Below are 13541 nucleotides of genomic sequence, written 5' to 3'. Positions count from 1 at the left end.
GATAGCCCGATGGATCTTCAAAAATTTCTCCCTCAACTTGTGAAGGAAGGAATTTTAGCAAAGAATGGATGCGCCAGTGTTAAGATCGGAAAGAGTATTTGGATCACTCCTAAAAAAGCGGATCTAAATGCGATCGGTAAAAAGACTAAAACGGCACTGTTAGAAATTCCTTTGGAGGAGAATCAAATCTTTCCCAAAGATATTCCTGACGAAGCTATACAACATCTCTCTCTTTATCTAGCAAGACCTGAATTCAGCGTTATCTTTCATTCCACTCAGGAGAATGTGATGACCTGTTCGATGGCTGGAGAGACTGTTCGTCCTTATTTAGATGATATGGCCCAAATTGTAGGACCTAACGCAAAGGTTGTATCTAATGCGTCCGATGCGAAAGGACTGAAAAAGATTGTCTCCGCTATAGGAAGAAGAAATGCGGTGTATCTTCAAAATGCAGGAGCATTATGCGCTCATAAAAGTCTGGATGATGCTCATGCAGTTTGTATGGTTCTGGAAAAAGCAAGCAAGGCATTCGTAGAATCTAGAATCCTAGGCGGCGGAAAACCGGTTCCTTGGTTAGAGGCTGAAGCAATCCGATTTGTCTACCAGAGAAAATATTCTAAACAAGCGGAGAAGAACCGAGGATAGAAGGTTCTTCTGTTGCTAAGCTAGATCTACTGTAATTTGGATTTGGTTTAGGATAGCCCCACCCTATTTTGGGTGGGGGCCGGAGCGTAGCGGTGGAAAAATTCACACTCCTCGCTCTTTATCACAAAACCTAATTCCCTACAATCAGAATTTGCCATCTTAACCTTGTTGGAATTCCAACAAAAATACAATAAGATTCCTATTTACAACCCAATCCCAGTTCTTCTAACCGCTCTTTCTTGAAAGGTCAATTTCGCGATGTCTCCAATTTCCTACTTAGATCTGCTAAATATGTTTTCATTGTTGCGTCATGACCGAATACGAACTTAGAAAGAACTCTAAACAAAGGATTCGTCACAAAACCTTCTTCAATAATTTTCATCCGTTCTCTCCTTTAGTTTCGATTAAATGAAATATGAGTAAATCAAAACCCTTTCAATTATAAAACAATTTCAAAAAACTTAATTTGAATTAAATTATTTATTAAGATGAAAACTGCGAGAGCCGATTAATTTTTACTTTCACGAATAAAGTTTGGATTCTTAAACGAGATCGTTATCTTGCGAGCCCATGAAGAAATTACAAAAATATACAATTGCATAGTGACTATCCGCGCAATCACCTGAGTTCCAGAAAAACGTATCTATAACAAACAGATTCCAGGGATCTGATTACAAGAATCGAACGAAAGCATACATTATGCACTTTTGGTAGATGGATCAAGTTCTACATTTGATATCCAGGCATTACAAACTCTACAAGCAGGACCGAATGTTCGGACCCTAAACGAAAAGAAGAGCCAATTTACTTTACCGACAAAATGACTTATGGAGGTTATCCGGCCGAACAACAAAAGAAAGTTCTAAAATGCGAGATTGTTTTTAATGGAGGCACTTACTTTTCTCTTATTTTTTCCGTCTCAAGTATTTGGAGGAGGAATTATATTTTTACAACTATCCTACATTCTTTAAAAAATTTGTAGATGATACGTTCAAAAATATATTCACTTATCCAAATACTATAGGCGATTTAAAAAGAGGCCGATTAGGGATGGAAGAAAAAAAGGAACTCATCACGGAGAGAATTATAGCCTCCGGTCCACTTACGATCAATCGGATCCGATTCGGCTTAGCGATATTATTCCTCATTTCTCTCGCTGCCGCTTGGACCCAGAGCTCCATGATTCAAAATATCGTGTATTTGATCGGGATAGGGTCTATGCTCGGATATGCAGTCTATAACCAGTATTGTTACAAAAAATTCGGTAAGATACCTTCTATGGTCGGCAAAGTTTCCGTACTCGCAGATATTACCATCTTATCCATAGTCATGTTCGTTGCCTCTTGGACTGACAGGAATATGGCATCAGGAGTAATACGCCAAATCATTCTATATGCGATCAATATGATCTTCATAGTATATTCCGTATTACTTTTATCTCCAACGGTTGCAAAACTTTCAGGAATATTTAGCGTAGTCGGACAGGGACTCGTGATCTTAAATACGATCTTTAGGGGAGTAGAATTCACCGAAGATGAACTCAAGGTTATCTCTCCGGGATACGCATCCATTTCGGAACAATCATTAAAATTGGTATTTTTAGCGGTGGTATCCTATATCACACAAAGTGTGATCTTGATCTTTCGCAGGATCGGAGCAGTGGAAGAAGAATATGCAAACACTTTAGAGCAAAAAGTCGACGAAAGAACGATGGAAGTCACCAAAAGAATGGAAGAGATCCATGCTCTCAAAGTGCAGCAGGATGGGGACTATTATCTCACTTCTCTCTTGAGCAAACCTCTCATGACAAATTGGAATACATCCCAAGACGTTAGCACCATCTTCTATATAGAACAAAAGAAAAAGTTTACGTTTAAGAATCGAGAGTCAGAGCTGGGTGGAGACATCTGCATTAGTGGAAACCTTTTATTCGGATCCGAAAAGGAAAAATGGACCTTCTTCTTAAACGGTGATGCGATGGGAAAATCTCTCCAAGGAGCGGGAGGAGCAATCGTTCTTGGAACTGCAGTCAATAATATTCTATCTCGTTCCGCAAGCCATGGAAAGACGATCGATATTCATCCTGAAGCTTGGATGTTACAGACTCATAGAGAACTGGACGAAATTTTTAGAACATTCGACGGAACGATGATGGCCTCTGCGATCTTCGGACTGATCCACGATAAAACCGGAAAAATACTGATACTGAACGCAGAACATCCTTGGCCTGTATTATTCAGAGACGATAGATCTTCCTTCTTAGCTCCCGAACTTTCGGCATGGAAATTAGGATCTCCATTCGGAGCGAATATCAAAATCCATGAATCCCATTTGCAGCCCGGAGACGTTCTGTTTTTAGGTTCTGATGGAAGGGACGATATCAATATCAGTTCGGATGGGATCAACTGGAAGATGAACGAAGACGAGAATTTATTCGTTCGAATTGTGGAAGATTCCAAAGGAGATTTGGATACGATCGCGGGAAAACTACACGGAGTAGGAGCGATCGCGGACGACCTTTCCCTGATTAGGATAGGATACAAAGAGCTAATAGATCCGGAACATCCTAAGTATAACGATGCAGTAGCAAAGTACAATCAAGCGAAACAACATCTAGCGAAAAAAGAAGTACCGGTAGCACTCGAGCTACTAGAATTCTCCTGGAACTTGGCTCCAAATTTTAAAGAATCCGCTAGACTGATCGGACAGATCTATTACGATAAAAAAGAATTCTCTAAAGCTTCCAAATGGTTAGAACGTTATCTAAACTTAGATCCGGAATCGCATAATATCTGGTTCTTATTGTCCTTATGTTATAAACATATGAAGGAATTTCAACATGCGGCTGACGCAGCGGAGAAGGTCCGTCAAACTCAACCTCACCGTCTTGCGAACCTAATCAATCTTTCTGACAATTACAGGTTATTAAATAAATTCGAAGACGCAAGGTCCGTGCTGGAAAAAGCGAAAGAGCTAGACGGTGAAAGCCCACTCGTAGGAAAACTGGACGAGTTTTTAAAAGCAAAAGGGTTCTAAAAAGAAAAACCCCGATGCTGTCTCCAACACCGGGGCCCACATATCTCCCATCTCTTCGGGGATTATTTATATTATTTTTTCTTCTTAGGAGCGGCTTTTTTAACCGCCTTTTTTGGAGCTGCAGGCTTCTTAGCTGCCTTAGCTTTAGGAGCAGCTTCTTTTTTAGGAGCTTTTTCCTTTTTAGCCGGAGGAGGAGCCGCCGCTTTTTCCTTTTTAGCGTCGGAAATAGCTTCTCTCTTATCTTTGATCTCTTTGATTAGAGAGGAACGATCCTTTCTGTTAGTGAGTTCTAAAATTCCTACCTCGGAATTATCGGAAGCTCTATTGATCTTTTTCAGGATTCTAGTATATCCGCCATTTACAGCAGCATAACGAACTGCGATATCTTCGAAAAGTTTCGTAACGATATTGCGGTCCTTTACTCTTTTTAGAACTTCACGTTTATTGTGAAGTGCAACCGCAGGAGCGATATCAGTCGCAAGGTTTCTTTTCGCTCTGGTGATGATCTTTTCGGCGTGAGAACGAACCACTTTCAGTTTCGCTTGAGTGGATTCGATTCTCTCGTATTTGAAAAGACTAGTGATCATGTTATTGATCAGAGCGTCTCTATGACCTTTTTCGCGGTTGAGATGTTTTACTTTATTTCTTTTGTTCATATTAGAAATCTCTCATTCCGAACGAAAGTCCCAAACCAGCAAGTTTAGACTTAAGTTCTGCGAGACCTTGCTCGCTATAATGTTTGGATTTGGACATCTCTTCTTCGGATCTCTTAACAAGGTCTCCAACGAAGTCGATTTCCAAACTGCGAAGAACGTTCAGGGAACGTACGGAAAGTTCGAGTTCTTCCACGTGTTTGGAAAGGGAAGCTTTCAACTTCTCGTCCGCTTCGTCTAACTCGTCTTCTTCTTCCTCTAATTCTTCTTCGAAGTTGATAAATACTGTGAGGTGTTCTTTTAGGATCTTAGCCGCTTGAGCAACTGCATCCTCCGGAGAAATCGATCCGTCTGTCCAAACTTCCAGAGTCAGTTTTTCGTAGTCGGATCTCTGAGCCACACGGGTCTCTGAAATCTCGAAAATTACTTTTTGAACTGGAGAGAAGATAGAGTCGATCGGAATAGTTCCAAGAACTTCGATATCCTTCTTCTTATCTTCTGCAGGAACGTATCCTCTTCCTCTTTGGATTTCCAGATCCAATACAAGGTTCGCATCTTCATTCAAAGTTGCGATATGTAGATCCGGGTTCATGATCTCGATGGAAGAATCCACAGCCAGGTCTCCGGCTCTGAAATATCCCGCACCTTTCAATTCCAAATGGATAACTTTGCTTTGGTCCTTGTCCTCAGGCTCGTATTTGATACGAACTTGTTTAAGGTTTAGGATGATACGAGTAACGTCTTCAGCTACTCCTTCGATATAAGAGAACTCGTGGTTCACTCCTTCGATACGAAGAGCAGAAATAGCGGCACCTTCGATAGAAGACATGAGAGTTCTACGAAGAGAGTTTCCGATCGTGGTCGCGAAACCGCGCTCGAAAGGCTCCGCTACGAATTTTCCGTAGTTAGGAGTATTCGCTTCCGTAGTAAATTCGATCTTTTTGGGACGTTTAAATCCTTTGAGTAAACTTTTTAGAGACACTTAGAAACCCTTCCCAATAAAATTACTTGGAGTACAACTCCACGATCACCTGTTCTTTCACTGGAATGTCGATATGATGACGTTCCGGCAAAGACAGAATTTCTCCTGAAAACTGAATGAAATCAGAAGACACCCAAGAAGGAATATTATTCAGAGACTGAGCCAATTGGATATTCTGGGTAATAAAACCAGAAGTTCTAAATTTAGGTTTGATCTCGATCTTATCGCCTACTTTCAAACGGAAAGACGGGATATCCACTTTCTCTCCATTTACCAAAATATGGTTGTGAGCGATGAAGTTTCTCGCCTGACGTCTAGTCACAGCAAAACCTAAACGATATACAACGTTATCCAATCTTCTTTCCAAAAGTTGGAGAAGAATTTCACCAGTTACACCGTGAGCGTGAGATGCTTCTTCGTAAAGGCTACGGAATTGTTTTTCTAAAAGTCCGTAAGCTCTTTTCAACTTCTGTTTTTCACGAAGCTGAGAACCGTACTCGGAAACTTTCGGTTTCCTTTTAGGTTGCATTCCAGGAGGTCCCTTTTTATGGAACTTATCTCTATTGAAAGTAAAACTGGATTTGAGGTAAAGGTTAACACCTTCTCTCCTCATTAGTTTAACGACAGGTCCTCTATATCTTGCCATATTATTCCTACCTTAAACCCTTCTTCTTTTACGGGGACGACAACCGTTATGCGGTAAAGGTGTTACGTCTTTGATCATTTTAATGGAAAGTCCTCTAGCGACTAAGGAACGGATCGCAGATTCGCGTCCGATACCTGGGCCGGAAACCAGAACATCCACTTCGGCTAAACCGGTAGAATCGATCGCCTTCTCGGCAGCATTCCCCGCTGCGATCTGAGCCGCATACGGAGTAGATTTTTTGGATCCACGGAAACCCATAGCACCAGCTGTTGACCAAGACAGAGTGTTTCCTGCCAAGTCAGTAATGGTGATGATGGTATTGTTAAAAGAAGCGGTGATATAGACCTTTCCGCGAGGAACGACCTTTTTCTCCTTCTTCTTAACCTTTTTCTCTTTTTTGCCTTTTTTATCTTCAGCCATGATTACTTAGTCACCTTCTTCTTATTGGCAACGGTCTTCTTAACACCCTTACGAGTACGGGCATTGGTTCTGGTTCTCTGACCGCGAACTGGAAGACCTCTTCTATGACGCAGGCCTCTGTAACATCCGATATCCATCAATCTTTTGATATTGAGTTGGTTTTCGGAGCGAAGATCTCCTTCTACCTTGATACTTTCTTCGATCGCTTTTCTTAGAGCAGCTTCTTGAGCGTCAGAAAGATCTTTCACTCTGATTGCCTCATCAACTCCCGCTTTCGCGAGAAGTTTGCGAGAAGTGGATCGGCCGATTCCGTAAATATACGTTAGACCAACAACGATTCTTTTTTCTCTTGGAAGATCGATACCTGCGATACGAGCCATGATTATGCTTGCCTTTGCTTGTGTTTAGGGTTGGTGCAAATCACTCTGATCACACCTTTTCTTCTGATAACTTTGCAGCTAGTGCAGATTTTTTTTACGGAAGTTCTTACTTTCATAACGTGTTCCTATTTTTTGCGGTAGGTAATCCTACCCTTGGTCAAATCGTAAGGAGAGAGTTCCACGGTGACTTTGTCGCCTGGGAGGATCCTGATATAATGCATTCTCATTTTACCGGAAATATGGGCCAAAACCTTGTGACCATTTTCCAGCTCAACGCGGAACATTGCGTTTGGGAGAGGTTCCAAAACGGTACCGTCCACGGTGATTGCATCTTCTTTCGCCAAGTTAAGCTAACTCCTTCTCGATGAGTTTTGTGACTGTATCCAAGTTACCCACACCGTTTACACGGGAGAGATTTCCTTTTGCAGCATAGTAGTCCAGTAACGGAAGAGTCTTTTTGTTATAAGTTTCCAAACGACTCTTGATCGTTGTTTCGTTGTCGTCGGAACGACCTTCGATTTCCGCACGTTTTAATAAACGTTGCAGAAGTTCCTCATCAGGAACTTCCAAGTTGATCGCTCTTTTGATCTTTAAACCTTCTGTGTTTAAGATCTTATCTAAAGCATCTGCTTGCTCTACGGTTCTTGGAAATCCATCCAATAAGAATCCGTTCTTGCAATCAGGCTCCACAAGACGATCTTTTATAATGCCGATAACTACAGAATCCGGAACAAGATCTCCGGCATCCATGTATTTCTTTGCTTCTAATCCCATCTGGGTACCGTTTTTGACGGCTGCTCTCAGAATATCTCCGGTAGAGATCTGAGGAATTCCCAAAGTGTCGCAAAGTATCTTTGCTTGAGTGCCTTTACCTGCACCCGGTGGCCCCATGAAAATGATAGAATTCATTTTCTTAAGACCTTCCCTTAATCTTGGTCTTTTTCAAGAAACCATCGTAGTTTCTCATCAGCAATTGGGACTCTAATTGTTTCAGAGTTTCCAAAGCAACCCCTACCATGATTAGCAGAGAAGTTCCCCCGAAGGTGTAAACCAAGGATCCACCACCGGAGTTTGTTCCTAAATTCAAGAAACGAATAATGATATAAGGTGCTAATGCGAGTCCTGCTAAGAAAACCGCACCGGGAAGAGTGATCCTGTTTAGGACCTTCTCTATATATTCCTTAGTATGAGATCCTGGACGAATTCCAGGGATAAATCCATTATACTTACGAAGATTTTCCGCTAGTTCTCCAGGATTGAATTGGATTGCAGTATAGAAATATGCAAAGAACACGATGAGCGCAATATACACAAAGAAGTAGAATGCAGCGTGATACCAAGTCTGAGAGAATGGGTTCAGATAATCCAATAGTAAAACCCAACCTGCCCAGTTAGGAAGCTCGGAGATCTGTTGGATGATCGTTTGCGGAAAAAGTAATAAAGAAGAAGCGAATATGATCGGCATTACGCTTGCGCCATTCACTTTAAAAGGAATACTTTGAGACTTAGCTTGGACCATCTTTCTTCCTACCATTTGTTTTCCGTACTGTAAAGGAACCTTACGGACTCCTTGGGTAAGAAGAACTGTTAACGCGATGAGTAGGATGAATAAAAGAAGAAGGATGATAATGTTCAGTCCGTCTACGAAGTTCTCACGGAACAACTGAGCTACGGAAACTGGAAGACGCCCTACGATACCTGCAAAGATCAAAAGAGAAATACCGTTACCGATCCCTCTCTCAGTAATTTGCTCACCTAACCAGATCAAAAGAACAGTTCCGGTGGTGATGGATAATAATGCAATAAAGAAGAACCAAGATTCAACAGAAGAATGGATCAAACCCGGGTGAAGAGCCGGAGCATTGTCCGCACCGTAGGACCAACGTTGAGCCAAACGGATCACCGCTAAAGACTGGACTCCGCAAAGTAAAATCGTTCCGTATTTGGTGTATTGTCCGATCTTCTTGCGACCTTCTTCTCCTTCTTTTTGGAGTTTTTGTAAAGAAGGAACAAGTACCATCACTAATTGCATAATGATGGAAGAGGAAATATAAGGCATGATCCCGAGCGCAAAGATGGAGAAGTTCAGAAGAGCTCCTCCAGCGAACATATCGAACATTCCTACAAGACCTTCGGCTGCATTTGCATCCAAAGCGATTGCGGAAACTACTTTAGGATCAATACCAGGAATAGTAATATGAGTTCCGAGACGGAAAAGTAAAAGCATGCCAAGAGTAAAGAACACCTTGTTTCTCAACTCTGGAATTTTGAAAATATTTGCAATCGAAGTCAGCATGCGGCTTTGTTCTCTTTCCTTAGTCCTTGGTCTCCCCTTGCGGGCAAAAGGGACTCAAAGCTTGAGTCCCTCTACAAAATAAAAGAATCGGTCTTCCAAACGGTCGAAAACGACTCAGGATTTAAGCTTCTTTAGAAGCTAACTCTGAGCGAAGTTTTACGGAACCGCCTGCTTTCTCTATCTTTTCCTTGGCGGAAGCGGAAACGCGATCCGCTACTATATGAACGGCTTTCGTGATCTCACCGGTTCCCAGAATCTTGAAAGGAGTGCTCTCGTTATCAAGAATCTTCGATTCAACCATATTTTTGGCATCTATGTTGCCGGTCAACCCGCTTTTCTCAATATCTCTGAGGTTGATTGGGAAGAAGTCCTTATGAAATATGGAAGTAAACCCGCGCTTAGGAAGTCTTCTATGGATAGGCATCTGCCCACCTTCGAATCCTCGACGAACTGTATTACGAGCATACTGTCCTTTAGAACCACGTCCTCCCGTTTTACCGGTTTTGGAACCGATACCACGACCTAAACGTTTTTTATTCTTAGTAGAACCTGCTGGAACTGGAATGATGTTCCCTGCCGGCTTATCTCCCTTTTCTTCGCGCTCTTTTCCGAACGCCAGGGCAGCCTTAATTCTTTCTTTACTCATTTCCCTTACCTAATTACGCCTTTTCGACTCGGACCAGGTGTTGAACGTCATTGATCATCCCTTTCACCTGCGGAGTTAGAGTATGTTTTCTTTGTTGTCCGGTCTTACGGAGCCCCAAAGCAGCCAGAGTTAGCTTCTGGCCTTTTTTAATCCCGATATTACTTTTGATCTGAGTAACGATTACGGTTTCCATGTTAATTATCCTACGTCGTTTCCGAAAAGACGAGCCAGAGTGATCCCTCTTTTACGAGCTGCTAAAACCGGAGTCTCCAATTGTTGAAGAGCGTCCAGAGTCGCCTTTACGATATTTACAGGATTCGAAGAACCCCAGGATTTGCTAAGAATATCTTGGATCCCAGCCTTCTCCACTACGGAACGAACGGATCCTCCGGCGATAATCCCGGTTCCCGCAGTAGACGGTTTCAGGATCACTCTTGCCGATTTGAATTTTCCGATCACTTCGTGAGGAATGGTATGTCCTCTAAATTGGATTTTCACCAAATTTTTCTTAGCTGACTCGATAGATTTACGGATCGCGTCCGGAACCTCATTCGCTTTACCGAATCCGATCCCTACTTTACCTTTTGCATCTCCGACTACTGTCAGAGCGTTAAAGGAGAAACGACGTCCACCTTTTACAACTTTAGCAACGCGATCGATCTTTACGACCTTCTCGTTAAACTCTTTCTGTTCTTGATCTTGTTCGTATGCCATTATTAGAACTCCAGTCCCGCGGCTCTAGCCGCGTCCGCGAAAGCCGCGATTCTTCCGTGGTAGATCATTCCGGAACGATCCAGCATAACTACCTTTACACCTTTAGAAGCGGCTCTCTCTCCGATCGCTTTTCCCAAAGCCTTAGCAGCTTCTTTATCTTTGCGGCTTTTACCTGCAAAGGTAGCTTCTAATGTAGAGGCAGCTACCAAAGTTGTTCCTTGGCCATCATCCACGATCTGGCAGGAAAGATAACGATTGGATTTATTAAATACCAATCTAGGGCGAGAGCTGGATTGTCTCAGTTTAAATCTGGAACGCTCTGCTCTTCTGCGTTTGGCTGCGATTTTTTTCAGTTTATTAATCATGGCCTTACTTCTTACCGGTTTTTCCGGCCTTTCTCTTGATAAATTCGTCGTTGTACTTGATCCCTTTACCTTTATAAGGCTCAGGAGGTCTCTTAGAACGGATATCTGCCGCAACTTGCCCGACTAGTTGTTTGTCGATTCCGGAAATTTTGATCTTCACTTGTTCAATGACTTCGATCTTAATTCCTTTAGGAGCCTTGTAAACAACCTCGTGGGAATATCCAAGGTTCATCACCAGATCTTCACCGCGCTTAGCAGCACGATAACCAACCCCTGTGATCTCCAGGTTTTTTTCCCAACCAGCGGTCACACCCTTTACGCTATTCATAAGAAGAGCTCGGGTCAATCCGTGAAGAGCTACTATGTTTTGCTCTTCGCTGGATCTTTCCAATTTCACAGTCCCGCCCTCGTTTTTCAGAGAGATTCCTGCAAAAATAGGAGTTTGTAACTCGCCTAGAGGACCTTTCACTTTAATTACGGTGCTGTCCTGTTTTACTTCCACTTTATCCGGAAGTTTGATTTCTGCTTTTCCAATCCTGGACATAGGTCTTTATAAGTTTTCCTTCACTCTTAAGAGAGTTTACAGATAACCTCTCCTCCTACCCGTAATTTCCGAGCTTTTTTGCCGGTCATAACTCCTTTGGAAGTGGAGAGAATCATAGTTCCCATATTGTTTTTATACGGGCGGATCTCTTCGCTTTTCATGTAAACTCTACGACCTGGTTTTGATACACGAACTAACTCGCGGATCACCGGTCTTTTAGTTACATCGTATTTCAAAGCAACTTTGAAATCTTCGAAACTTCCGTTAGTCACCGGCTCATAGCCGTTGATAAATCCTTCTTCTTTCAATAACTCCAGAATAGAACGTTTGATCTTACTTCCTGGAATCACACAACTTTCATGTTTCGCACGACCAGCATTACGAATGCGGGTCAGCATATCACCGATTGGATCAGATAAACTCATTATAATGTCCTCCAGTCCTTACCAAGATGCCTTAACTACTCCCGGGATTTGAGCTTGGCTAGCAAGCTTCCGGAAGCAAATTCTGCACATGTCGAATCTTCTTAGGTAACCGCGAGGGCGTCCGCAAAGTGGGCAACGGTTGTGAACCCGTACTTTGAATTTCTTTTTTTTCTTATGTCTTTCGATTAAAGAGGTCTTAGCCATGATTGCGGGCTCCTTATCTCAGGTTCCGGAACGGCATACCGAAAGCAGCGAGAAGGCTATAAGCTTCTGCGTCTACCTTGGTGTTCGTTACGAAGGTCAGGTTCATCCCATAGAGAGTGTTGATCTTATCCACTTTGATCTCTGGGAAAATGATTTGTTCTTTGATGCTGAAGTTATAGTTTCCGCGTCCGTCGAAACCTTTCTCGGAAACTCCTTTAAAGTCACGCACCCTTGGTAGAGCCACATTCACCAAACGATCTAGAAACTCATACATATAGTTTCCACGTAGGGTAACAGTGGTTCCGAGGCTCATACCTTCGCGGAGTTTGAATCCCGCGATGGATTTTTTAGCCTTAGTTTTAACCGGACGTTGTCCGGTGATCAATGCGAGTTCTTCTACAGCCGCTTCCAATGCTTTAGGGTTGGTATGAGCCTCTCCCATTCCCACGTTCAGAACGATTTTTTCCAAACGAGGAACTTGCATAATGGACTTGAAGTTATATTGTTTCTGAAGAGCGGGAACGATTTCTTTCCCGTATTTATCTCTCAATCTAGCTGCTGCCATGACTTAGATCTCTTTCCCCTCCGGCTTAGAAACGCGGACTTTTTTACCTTTATTCTCTTGGTAGCCCAGACGAACTCCCTTCTTCTTTTTGGAATCGTAGAACATTACGTTGGAGATGTGCATTGGAGCTTCCACCTCTACGATACCACCTTGAGGGTTTTCTTGGGTAGGTCTTAAGAAACGTTTACGTTTGTTCAGTCCTTCTACTACTACACGATCCCTTTTCTTATCGATAACTAGGATCTTGCCTTTTTTTCCTTTCTCTTTTCCTGCGATAACGACTACTTCGTCATCTTTGTGCAGGCGAACGGATTTGAATTTTGTATATTCGGATCCCCGATACGTCAGCTTAGACATTATAGAACCTCCGGCGCTAGGGAGATGATCTTAGCGTATTTTTTATCGCGAAGTTCGCGAGCTACTGGCCCGAAAATACGGGTCCCTTTCGGGTTTCCTTTGTCGTCGATAATTGCGACTGCGTTATCATCGAAACGAATATAAGAACCATCCGGGCGACGGATCTCTTTTTTAGTTCTGACGACTACTGCGCGTTGAACGGCCTTGTTATGGACCTTTTTCCCCGTGGAATCTTTTAACCCATAAGCAGGTTGTGCGTCTTTCACGGCGACGATGATCTCGTCTCCTACGGAGGCGTAACGTTTTTTAGAGCCTCCTAAGACTTTAATACACATAACTCTTTTGATTCCGGAGTTATCGGCGACTTGGAGGATGGTTTCCTGTTGGATCATCTTACTTTGCCTTTTCTACGATCTTAAATAGACGGTGACGCTTTTCACGGGATAGAGGCCTGGTTTCGATCGCCAGAATCCTATCTCCTACTTGGCATTCATTTTTTTCGTCATGAACCTTCATTTTAACGGTTCTACGAACGATCTTCTTAAACTTAGGGTGAGTCTTGCGTGCTTCCACTAACATCACTAGGGTTTTATCCATAGCAGTGCTCACAACTTTACCTTCGCTAAGAAGTGATTTTTTTATGTGCTTCTTTGCAGTTTCCAT

The 13541-nt window shown here is 42.6% G+C and carries 23 protein-coding genes; 2 read left to right on the top strand and 21 right to left on the bottom strand.

Features of this window, described 5'->3' with window-relative positions; genetic code table 11:
- Positions 1-9: 9 nt before the first annotated feature.
- Positions 10-645: a class II aldolase/adducin family protein gene (locus tag LEP1GSC185_RS06435; protein ID WP_008595266.1), complete on the top strand. Its 636-nt coding sequence runs from the start codon at positions 10-12 to the stop codon at positions 643-645.
- Between the two features lie 247 nt (positions 646-892).
- Here LEP1GSC185_RS06435 and LEP1GSC185_RS20250 read toward each other — a convergent pair whose 3' ends face one another.
- Positions 893-1027 carry a hypothetical protein gene (locus tag LEP1GSC185_RS20250; RefSeq protein WP_008593946.1) on the bottom strand — a complete coding sequence of 45 codons (135 nt, stop codon included), beginning with the start codon at positions 1025-1027 and terminating at the stop codon, positions 893-895.
- A gap of 668 nt (positions 1028-1695) precedes the next feature.
- Here LEP1GSC185_RS20250 and LEP1GSC185_RS06430 point away from each other — a divergent pair.
- Positions 1696-3681, top strand: coding sequence for a PP2C family protein-serine/threonine phosphatase (locus LEP1GSC185_RS06430; protein ID WP_008596338.1), 1986 nt, complete (start codon positions 1696-1698; stop codon positions 3679-3681).
- Positions 3682-3752: 71 nt separating this feature from the next.
- Here LEP1GSC185_RS06430 and rplQ read toward each other — a convergent pair whose 3' ends face one another.
- The 20 genes from rplQ to rpsQ form a co-directional block, all read right to left on the bottom strand.
- Positions 3753-4337: a 50S ribosomal protein L17 gene (gene rplQ, locus LEP1GSC185_RS06425; RefSeq protein WP_008594891.1), complete on the bottom strand. Its 585-nt coding sequence runs from the start codon at positions 4335-4337 to the stop codon at positions 3753-3755.
- 1 nt (position 4338) lies between these two features.
- Positions 4339-5316, bottom strand: a complete 978-nt coding sequence (locus tag LEP1GSC185_RS06420; protein ID WP_008593478.1) for a DNA-directed RNA polymerase subunit alpha — start codon at positions 5314-5316, stop codon at positions 4339-4341.
- A 22-nt stretch (positions 5317-5338) separates the two neighbouring features.
- Positions 5339-5962 (bottom strand): 30S ribosomal protein S4, encoded by a 624-nt coding sequence (rpsD, locus tag LEP1GSC185_RS06415; protein WP_008595182.1) that lies wholly within the window; start codon positions 5960-5962, stop codon positions 5339-5341.
- 12 nt (positions 5963-5974) lie between these two features.
- The gene (rpsK, locus tag LEP1GSC185_RS06410) at positions 5975-6382 is read right to left on the bottom strand and encodes a 30S ribosomal protein S11 (protein WP_008595617.1); all 408 of its coding nucleotides are present in this window, start codon (positions 6380-6382) and stop codon (positions 5975-5977) included.
- A 2-nt stretch (positions 6383-6384) separates the two neighbouring features.
- Entirely contained in the window at positions 6385-6762 is a 378-nt protein-coding gene (rpsM, locus tag LEP1GSC185_RS06405; protein ID WP_008595550.1) for a 30S ribosomal protein S13, read from the bottom strand.
- Positions 6763-6764: 2 nt separating this feature from the next.
- On the bottom strand, positions 6765-6878 hold the full coding sequence (gene rpmJ / locus LEP1GSC185_RS06400) for a 50S ribosomal protein L36 (protein WP_008594142.1): 114 nt from the start codon (positions 6876-6878) through the stop codon (positions 6765-6767).
- Positions 6879-6887: 9 nt separating this feature from the next.
- Positions 6888-7106, bottom strand: coding sequence for a translation initiation factor IF-1 (gene infA / locus LEP1GSC185_RS06395; protein ID WP_008595303.1), 219 nt, complete (start codon positions 7104-7106; stop codon positions 6888-6890).
- A 1-nt stretch (position 7107) separates the two neighbouring features.
- A complete protein-coding gene (locus LEP1GSC185_RS06390) occupies positions 7108-7671 on the bottom strand; it encodes an adenylate kinase (RefSeq protein WP_008595434.1) in 564 nt (187 codons plus the stop codon).
- Positions 7672-7675: 4 nt separating this feature from the next.
- Positions 7676-9058 carry a preprotein translocase subunit SecY gene (secY, locus tag LEP1GSC185_RS06385; protein ID WP_008593660.1) on the bottom strand — a complete coding sequence of 461 codons (1383 nt, stop codon included), beginning with the start codon at positions 9056-9058 and terminating at the stop codon, positions 7676-7678.
- 121 nt (positions 9059-9179) lie between these two features.
- Positions 9180-9704 carry a 50S ribosomal protein L15 gene (gene rplO / locus LEP1GSC185_RS06380; protein WP_008594755.1) on the bottom strand — a complete coding sequence of 175 codons (525 nt, stop codon included), beginning with the start codon at positions 9702-9704 and terminating at the stop codon, positions 9180-9182.
- A 13-nt stretch (positions 9705-9717) separates the two neighbouring features.
- Entirely contained in the window at positions 9718-9897 is a 180-nt protein-coding gene (gene rpmD / locus LEP1GSC185_RS06375; protein WP_008594182.1) for a 50S ribosomal protein L30, read from the bottom strand.
- A gap of 5 nt (positions 9898-9902) precedes the next feature.
- The gene (gene rpsE, locus LEP1GSC185_RS06370; RefSeq protein ID WP_008595672.1) at positions 9903-10418 is read right to left on the bottom strand and encodes a 30S ribosomal protein S5; all 516 of its coding nucleotides are present in this window, start codon (positions 10416-10418) and stop codon (positions 9903-9905) included.
- Between the two features lie 2 nt (positions 10419-10420).
- Positions 10421-10783: a 50S ribosomal protein L18 gene (gene rplR / locus LEP1GSC185_RS06365; protein ID WP_008595439.1), complete on the bottom strand. Its 363-nt coding sequence runs from the start codon at positions 10781-10783 to the stop codon at positions 10421-10423.
- A gap of 4 nt (positions 10784-10787) precedes the next feature.
- Complete coding sequence (gene rplF, locus LEP1GSC185_RS06360; RefSeq protein ID WP_008594183.1) at positions 10788-11327, bottom strand: 50S ribosomal protein L6; 540 nt, start codon at positions 11325-11327, stop codon at positions 10788-10790.
- Positions 11328-11353: 26 nt separating this feature from the next.
- Entirely contained in the window at positions 11354-11752 is a 399-nt protein-coding gene (gene rpsH, locus LEP1GSC185_RS06355; protein ID WP_008594088.1) for a 30S ribosomal protein S8, read from the bottom strand.
- A gap of 18 nt (positions 11753-11770) precedes the next feature.
- Entirely contained in the window at positions 11771-11956 is a 186-nt protein-coding gene (locus LEP1GSC185_RS19680; RefSeq protein ID WP_010513640.1) for a type Z 30S ribosomal protein S14, read from the bottom strand.
- 13 nt (positions 11957-11969) lie between these two features.
- On the bottom strand, positions 11970-12521 hold the full coding sequence (gene rplE, locus LEP1GSC185_RS06350) for a 50S ribosomal protein L5 (RefSeq protein WP_008594895.1): 552 nt from the start codon (positions 12519-12521) through the stop codon (positions 11970-11972).
- A 3-nt stretch (positions 12522-12524) separates the two neighbouring features.
- Positions 12525-12878: a 50S ribosomal protein L24 gene (gene rplX, locus LEP1GSC185_RS06345; RefSeq protein WP_008595860.1), complete on the bottom strand. Its 354-nt coding sequence runs from the start codon at positions 12876-12878 to the stop codon at positions 12525-12527.
- Entirely contained in the window at positions 12878-13270 is a 393-nt protein-coding gene (gene rplN / locus LEP1GSC185_RS06340; RefSeq protein WP_008596038.1) for a 50S ribosomal protein L14, read from the bottom strand. The genes rplX and rplN overlap by 1 nt, the downstream gene beginning before the upstream one ends.
- A 1-nt stretch (position 13271) precedes the next feature.
- Positions 13272-13541, bottom strand: coding sequence for a 30S ribosomal protein S17 (gene rpsQ, locus LEP1GSC185_RS06335; RefSeq protein WP_008596401.1), 270 nt, complete (start codon positions 13539-13541; stop codon positions 13272-13274).

Source organism: Leptospira licerasiae serovar Varillal str. VAR 010 (assembly GCF_000244755.1).
Taxonomy (GTDB): domain Bacteria; phylum Spirochaetota; class Leptospiria; order Leptospirales; family Leptospiraceae; genus Leptospira_B; species Leptospira_B licerasiae.
The sequence above is the reverse complement of the archived record's forward strand: the minus strand, read 5'-3'. Positions and strand labels throughout refer to the sequence as shown.

Bases quoted from the DNA above. Each gene is read 5' to 3' on its own strand.
- LEP1GSC185_RS06435 (WP_008595266.1), top strand. From the start codon at position 10: ATGGATCTTCAAAAATTTCTCCCTCAACTTGTGAAGGAAGGAATTTTA.
- LEP1GSC185_RS20250 (WP_008593946.1), bottom strand. From the start codon at position 1,027: ATGAAAATTATTGAAGAAGGTTTTGTGACGAATCCTTTGTTTAGAGTT.
- LEP1GSC185_RS06430 (WP_008596338.1), top strand. From the start codon at position 1,696: ATGGAAGAAAAAAAGGAACTCATCACGGAGAGAATTATAGCCTCCGGT.
- rplQ (WP_008594891.1), bottom strand. From the start codon at position 4,337: ATGAACAAAAGAAATAAAGTAAAACATCTCAACCGCGAAAAAGGTCAT.
- rpsD (WP_008595182.1), bottom strand. From the start codon at position 5,962: ATGGCAAGATATAGAGGACCTGTCGTTAAACTAATGAGGAGAGAAGGT.
- rpsK (WP_008595617.1), bottom strand. From the start codon at position 6,382: ATGGCTGAAGATAAAAAAGGCAAAAAAGAGAAAAAGGTTAAGAAGAAG.
- rpsM (WP_008595550.1), bottom strand. From the start codon at position 6,762: ATGGCTCGTATCGCAGGTATCGATCTTCCAAGAGAAAAAAGAATCGTT.
- rpmJ (WP_008594142.1), bottom strand. From the start codon at position 6,878: ATGAAAGTAAGAACTTCCGTAAAAAAAATCTGCACTAGCTGCAAAGTT.
- LEP1GSC185_RS06390 (WP_008595434.1), bottom strand. From the start codon at position 7,671: ATGAATTCTATCATTTTCATGGGGCCACCGGGTGCAGGTAAAGGCACT.
- secY (WP_008593660.1), bottom strand. From the start codon at position 9,058: ATGCTGACTTCGATTGCAAATATTTTCAAAATTCCAGAGTTGAGAAAC.
- rplO (WP_008594755.1), bottom strand. From the start codon at position 9,704: ATGAGTAAAGAAAGAATTAAGGCTGCCCTGGCGTTCGGAAAAGAGCGC.
- rpmD (WP_008594182.1), bottom strand. From the start codon at position 9,897: ATGGAAACCGTAATCGTTACTCAGATCAAAAGTAATATCGGGATTAAA.
- rpsE (WP_008595672.1), bottom strand. From the start codon at position 10,418: ATGGCATACGAACAAGATCAAGAACAGAAAGAGTTTAACGAGAAGGTC.
- rplR (WP_008595439.1), bottom strand. From the start codon at position 10,783: ATGATTAATAAACTGAAAAAAATCGCAGCCAAACGCAGAAGAGCAGAG.
- rplF (WP_008594183.1), bottom strand. From the start codon at position 11,327: ATGTCCAGGATTGGAAAAGCAGAAATCAAACTTCCGGATAAAGTGGAA.
- rpsH (WP_008594088.1), bottom strand. From the start codon at position 11,752: ATGAGTTTATCTGATCCAATCGGTGATATGCTGACCCGCATTCGTAAT.
- LEP1GSC185_RS19680 (WP_010513640.1), bottom strand. From the start codon at position 11,956: ATGGCTAAGACCTCTTTAATCGAAAGACATAAGAAAAAAAAGAAATTC.
- rplE (WP_008594895.1), bottom strand. From the start codon at position 12,521: ATGGCAGCAGCTAGATTGAGAGATAAATACGGGAAAGAAATCGTTCCC.
- rplX (WP_008595860.1), bottom strand. From the start codon at position 12,878: ATGTCTAAGCTGACGTATCGGGGATCCGAATATACAAAATTCAAATCC.
- rplN (WP_008596038.1), bottom strand. From the start codon at position 13,270: ATGATCCAACAGGAAACCATCCTCCAAGTCGCCGATAACTCCGGAATC.
- rpsQ (WP_008596401.1), bottom strand. From the start codon at position 13,541: ATGGAAACTGCAAAGAAGCACATAAAAAAATCACTTCTTAGCGAAGGT.